Below are 5,451 nucleotides of genomic sequence, written 5' to 3' on the forward strand. Positions count from 1 at the left end.
GCGGCCACCCCACGCCCGAATCCGCAGCTCAACCCCGACACGGCCTGCACAACCCCGAAACGATCACACCGGAATCAAGCCGGTGGATCCGGGCTTCACGATCCTCCCCTTTGGATACTTCTCCGAAGATTCACCGTAGAGCCCACACGCGGAAGACGTGAGGATCACCAGGAGCGCAACAGACAGGTGCGCGGGAATCACAGCCACAGTTCGACGTCTACGCATCGCGCACCTTACTCTCCGACCACTTCCAATATGCAACCACCAAGAACACCCCTAGCGATCAGGCATCGAACAAGACTAGCAATAACACGGTATTACCGTGCGGAAGGTGATCGTCATGTCATGCCTACGGCCGGCCCCCTCGAACGCGACAATTCCATCATTATCAAACCATCTCTTCACGAAACGCGACGATGGCGTCCCGTACCCTGTAGCAATGTGCGCGAAAGAGGAAACCGTCATCGGATTCTCGATGGTGATCCGAGCCTTAATGCCAAGCCTGTTTGCACGCAGAATCTTGTACTTGGCCGTGTAAGAACCCAGGCCGGCAGTCGCAATATTCTGGTCATCAGTGACTATCGAGCGTATATCCTTCCTGAATTGAGCAATCTTGCTATCCATTTCAGCAATCGAATTCGAAGAAAGCCATCCAGAATCTGCTCCTTCTTCTAGGTATCGTTTCTTAATTTCCGCCCTGTGTGCAGCAGTCACATCGGACATCATGACCTGTAGAGCCACTTCACTGTCCTCCCCATAGACTTCATGGCGCTCAAGTTTCCCAAAGAGCCACCTCAGGCCGGTCTTGACCATCCCTGCATCGCCACCCCCCCATTCACCATCCTCGGGATTACATTCCAGATATGTCGGATTCATCGCGCAATCCCTCATTTGCGCATACTCCGGAGATGCGATCATGGGCGGCACATAGGGCATGCCCACTGGGGCAGGACCGATAGTGGGGCGACTTCCGAGCTGCCCATTCTGACCCGTGTAGCTGATGCCACTACTGGCCGTGCCTTGGCGCTGTCACGTTGGCGGATGACATGGTTGGATCTTCGGGTTGATCATGCTGGAGGGGATCGTCCATGGGGAACCCGGCGCCGTCGTACAAGGGGCATCGCTACCCGGTCGAAGTCATCTCCCACTGCGTGTGGCTGTACTTCCGGTTCCCGCTCAGCTACCGCGAGGTTGAGGAACTGATGCTCCAACGCGGCGTGATCGTCTCCTACGAGACCGTCCGCCGGTGGTGTGTGAAGTTCGGCCAGGCCTACGCCGACGGGCTGCGCCGCCGCCGGCCACGGCCCGGTGACAAATGGCACCTCGACGAGGTCTTCATCAAGATCAACGGCAAGCGGCGGTACCTGTGGCGGGCGGTCGACCAGGACGGCACTGTGCTGGACATCCTGGTGCAGTCCAAGCGGGACGCCAAGGTCGCCAAGCGGTTCATGGCCAAGCTGATGAAGAAGCAGTGCCGGGTACCGAGGGTGCTGGTCACCGACAAGCTCCGCTCCTACGGCGTCGCCCACCGGGAGCTGATGCCCTCGGTGGAACACCGCGCTCACAAAGGACTGAACAACCGGGCCGAGAACTCCCACCAGACAACGAGGCAGCGCGAACGTGCCATGAAGGGCTTCCGCAGCGCCGGCGCCGCCCAGCGGTTCCTGTCTGCGTTCAGCAGCATTTCACCCCACTTCCGTCCCCGGCGACATCTCCGCACCGCCGCCGAACACCGCCTCGAGATGACCATCCGCTTCACCGTCTGGGACCACGTCACCGAGAACATCTGCCAGCCCGCCACGGCCTGAACGGGCACCGGAACCACACCCCAGCACGCTTCGAAGCTCTACCGACCAGTCACCCGCCGTCAACGTGACAACGCCTCGAAGTGGAACCGGGTCGAGCACCGCCTGTTCTCCTTCATCTCGATGAACTGGCGCGCCCGCCCGCTGACCAGCTACGACGTCGCCCTCAACCTGATCTCCTCCACCACCACCCGCACCGGACTGACCGTCACCGCCCGCCTGGACACCAGCAGCTACCCCACAGGGATCGAGATCAGCCAGCAGCACGCGGCCGCCCTGACCATCCACCCCGACCCGTTCCACGGCGAGTGGAACTACACCATCCCGCCCCAGCCCGGCATCCCCGACGTCCCACTCCACCCGCCCGGCCCCGGTCCCATCCCCGCCACGCGCACACTTTCGGCGCGACGCTGGCCACCCACCCCCTCCTGACGGGCCTGGACCGCCGCGACCTCGACCGCCTCACCGCCGGCATCCGCGACCGGCTCGACGCCCTCCCGCCCAAGCAACGACCCCGGCACCGCAAGCTCACCACCGAGAACATCATCCCTGATCGACCCCAGCGACCTCGCCAGCTACGTCATGCACGCGACATCCCAGGCCAGCGAGCACGACACGACCCACTAATTCATCGACAGGCCCCAAGATCACCTGCCAGAGGGCGGTTCGTGCGGTGATGTCCGTTTCCCGGTGAGGCTGGTGCAGGGTTGCTGCTCGTCGGGCTTCGGATGGCTACCGCTTCCTGGTGAAGTTGCCGGCGTCCGCCTCGGTGAGGACGTCGAGTTTGACGAGGCGCTTCAGCTTGGCGCGGGTTCCTTCGATGTTCTTCGGTAGTTGTTCGTGGCCGAGGGCTTCGCAGACTTCACGGGCCCAGAGGGGCCGGGTGGCCTCGTTGAAGACGGCGAGGATGCGGGGGTAGTCCGGGTGCTCGGGCCGGTCGGCCGCGGAGGTCTGGGCAGGGAGCCGGTCAGCGAGAGCGGTGACGGTCGTCCGGGTGATCGCGAGGTGTTCGAGATGAGTCTCGGCCTCCCGCAGCCGGCTCTGCAGTTCCTCGATCTGCGCGCGGAGACCGTCGGCCAGGGTCCGGGCGGCCTCCTCCTGGACGTCGAGCGCTTCGAGTACGGGCTGGATGCTCACGCACTCACCGCCTGCTGGTCGCGCCAGGTGGGAGCGTTCGCGCCGGTGAGGCGGCGGATCATGACGTGGGTCATCGCCCAGTAGACGCGGGAGGCGGACGAGGAGGGATGGTGCTCGTAGTCGCGGACCATACGCCGGTGCAGTGTCAGGATTCCGTAGGCCTGCTCGATCCTCCACCGCTTCGGCTGGGGCACGAAGCCCATGTCCTGCGGGTTGCGTTCGACGATCTCCCGAAGATCATCCCACCCGGTCAGCCAACGTGACAGTGCCTGATGGCGAGCATGGCAGCGCAGGAAACGACCCTGTGTGGCGTCATGAACCGATGGAAGTTGACGGCTAGTCGGCCGGTCGACTATATTTCAGGATATCGCGACACCGTACCCCTCGCCAGCCTCCTCCGGCTGTCGCGGGCCACGGACGCCAGACTTCGGCGGTCGTGTCGAAGTTCCCGGGAAGGAGACGTCTGATGGCTTCGCCACTCACTGATCTTGGGGTCGAGATACCGGTTCTGGCGGCGCCGATGGCAGGCAGCCCGACCACGCCCGAACTGGTCATCGCGGCGGCCGCTGCCGGCAGCCTCGGCTTCCTCGCCGGCGGGTACAAGACCGCGGATGCCTTGGGTGAGCAGATCGCCCGCGCCCGCTCGGCGGGCGTCGGATTCGGGGTCAACCTGTTCGCTCCCCGACCCGTGCCGGTGGATCCCGGAGCTTTCCGCGCTTTCGCCCGCGCGATCGCGCCGGAGGCACGGGCCTACGGTCTCGACGTTACACAAGCCCGGATCGTGGAGGATGACGACCACTGGGCAGACAAGATCGATCTCCTGCTCTCCTGCCCTGTACCCGTCGTCAGCTTCACCTTCGGCCTCCCGGGACCGGCCGTCATCGCGGCCTTCCGTGCGGCCGGAACGCTGGTGGTCCAGACCGTCACATCCCCGGTGGAAGCGCGCGCCGCCGCGGAAGCAGGCGCCGACGTACTGGCTGTGCAGGCTTCAGCCGCGGGAGGCCACTCAGGCACGTGGACCCCGCAGATCACGCCCGCCGCTGTGCCCCTGCCCGACCTGCTGAGGGCGGTTCGAGAGGAGGTGTCTGTGCCCCTTGTTGCCGCAGGTGGGATCGCCACACCGGACACCACGACCGAAGCGCTTGCGGCCGGGGCTGCGGCGGTCATGGTGGGCACCGTCCTGCTGCGCGCCGACGAAGCCGGGACTTCGGTTCCCTATCGGGCCGCGCTCGCCGACCCGGCACGCCGACAGACCGTGGTGACGCGGGCGTTCACCGGCCGCCCGGCGCGAGCACTGCGCAACGCCTTCACCGATCGGTACAGCGGCCTGGCCCCGGACGGTTATCCTGCCCTGCACCACTTGACGAGCCCGATGCGCAGCGCCGCAGCAGCCGCGGACGATCCCGAGCGGATCAACCTGTGGGCTGGAACGGGCTACCGCCACGCGACGGCTGAGCCCGCCGCGCAGATCCTCCGCCGTATGGGCTCCCGGGTGTGAAAGGACCGGTCCTCCGTGTGGTCGAGGCGGTGCGACCGGTGGTGACTTCTGGGGCAGGCCGGGGCAGAGGAATTCGGTCAGCAGGGCGCGCGGCGGCAGTCCGTCCGCAGTGACCTTTCCATTGGCCACGAAGGCCGTGTGGCACCGAAGACGTCATCGGTGAGACTTCCCCGCTGCGGCAGGCGGTCGGCCGGGCCGGATCGCAGGATATCCGGCACGACGGTGCCGAGGGCTGCGGTCGCTTCGGCGGCCGGGCAGCCGTTCTCCCGCAGGAGCCCCTGTCCACGACCCCGTCCTCCGGCGGGCAGCCTGCAGCCACGAGCATGTGCGCAGGCGTCTGTCTCCGCCGGGTTGTTCCGGTCCCACCCCACCGAGTTGTTTTGGCTCCGCCAGGTGTTCGACCGCCGGGCCCGTGGATGGTCCGCTCACAAGCGCAGCCAGCGAGAAGAGGCCGTCAGGGGCCCGGATGATTGGTCGTCCGCCGGTTCGAGGGGTGGGGCCACTTCTGCCCGTTCCCCCGGGGCCAGCGGACCCCGTTCAAGACAGGCGTCGGGGCCCCCGGTGCGGCACGCGTAAGGACCTCGCCGGCCGCCTTCGCCTGCTGGGCCTGGGCCCCTGCCGCGTGGTGGGCCTCACTGGTGGAACCCACCCGCCCGCGTCCTCAGACGTAGGGCGAGGCCCCTTCCGTAATCGTCGGCCTTGAGACCACCACCTGGCCCGATCCGGCCCGGAGGGCACGCCCTCCCACGCCGCCCACACCTGCGGAGGCACCGACGAGCTCAAGGAGAAGACCGGCCAGATCGGCGCAGGGTCGCAGCGGACGGTTGGGCCGTTCCGCAGGGACCGGAGTTCAGGCAGCGCGGATGACTCCTTGCCCGGACCTTCACGATTGACGGTTCCGGCTTGCGACTAGCCGACCGGTCAACTAACATAGCTGACCGGTCGGCTTTTCGACCAAGCAAAGTCCCCATGAAACGAGACTGAGTCCCCCATGAAGTGGAGAGCCCGCGT

General features: G+C 65.9%; 4 protein-coding genes and 2 pseudogenes. 3 read left to right on the forward strand and 3 right to left on the reverse strand.

Annotation, left to right across the window (positions count from 1 at the left end; all coding sequences use genetic code 11):
- Positions 1-300: 300 nt before the first annotated feature.
- On the reverse strand, positions 301-876 hold the full coding sequence (locus ACIBB8_RS37315) for a hypothetical protein (protein WP_398959798.1): 576 nt from the start codon (positions 874-876) through the stop codon (positions 301-303).
- A 212-nt stretch (positions 877-1,088) separates the two neighbouring features.
- Here ACIBB8_RS37315 and ACIBB8_RS37320 point away from each other — a divergent pair, with 212 nt between their 5' ends.
- Both ACIBB8_RS37320 and ACIBB8_RS37325 read left to right on the forward strand, forming a co-directional pair.
- A complete protein-coding gene (locus tag ACIBB8_RS37320; protein WP_398959800.1) occupies positions 1,089-1,808 on the forward strand; it encodes an IS6 family transposase in 720 nt (239 codons plus the stop codon).
- A gap of 75 nt (positions 1,809-1,883) precedes the next feature.
- Positions 1,884-2,138, forward strand: a pseudogene (locus ACIBB8_RS37325) (ISAzo13 family transposase); the annotation flags it as partial.
- 399 nt (positions 2,139-2,537) lie between these two features.
- On the opposite strand, the gene ACIBB8_RS37330 reads toward ACIBB8_RS37325, so the two are convergent.
- Positions 2,538-2,942, reverse strand: coding sequence for a hypothetical protein (locus ACIBB8_RS37330; RefSeq protein WP_398959802.1), 405 nt, complete (start codon positions 2,940-2,942; stop codon positions 2,538-2,540).
- Positions 2,939-3,172: pseudogene (locus ACIBB8_RS37335) on the reverse strand (IS5/IS1182 family transposase); the annotation flags it as partial. The gene ACIBB8_RS37330 and the pseudogene ACIBB8_RS37335, both read right to left, overlap by 4 nt.
- 236 nt (positions 3,173-3,408) lie before the next feature.
- On the opposite strand from ACIBB8_RS37335, the gene ACIBB8_RS37340 reads away from it, so the two are divergent.
- A complete protein-coding gene (locus ACIBB8_RS37340) occupies positions 3,409-4,440 on the forward strand; it encodes an NAD(P)H-dependent flavin oxidoreductase (protein WP_398959804.1) in 1,032 nt (343 codons plus the stop codon).
- Positions 4,441-5,451: the final 1,011 nt, after the last annotated feature.

This window comes from Streptomyces sp. NPDC051286 (assembly GCF_044455345.1).
Taxonomy (GTDB): Bacteria; Actinomycetota; Actinomycetes; order Streptomycetales; family Streptomycetaceae; genus Streptomyces.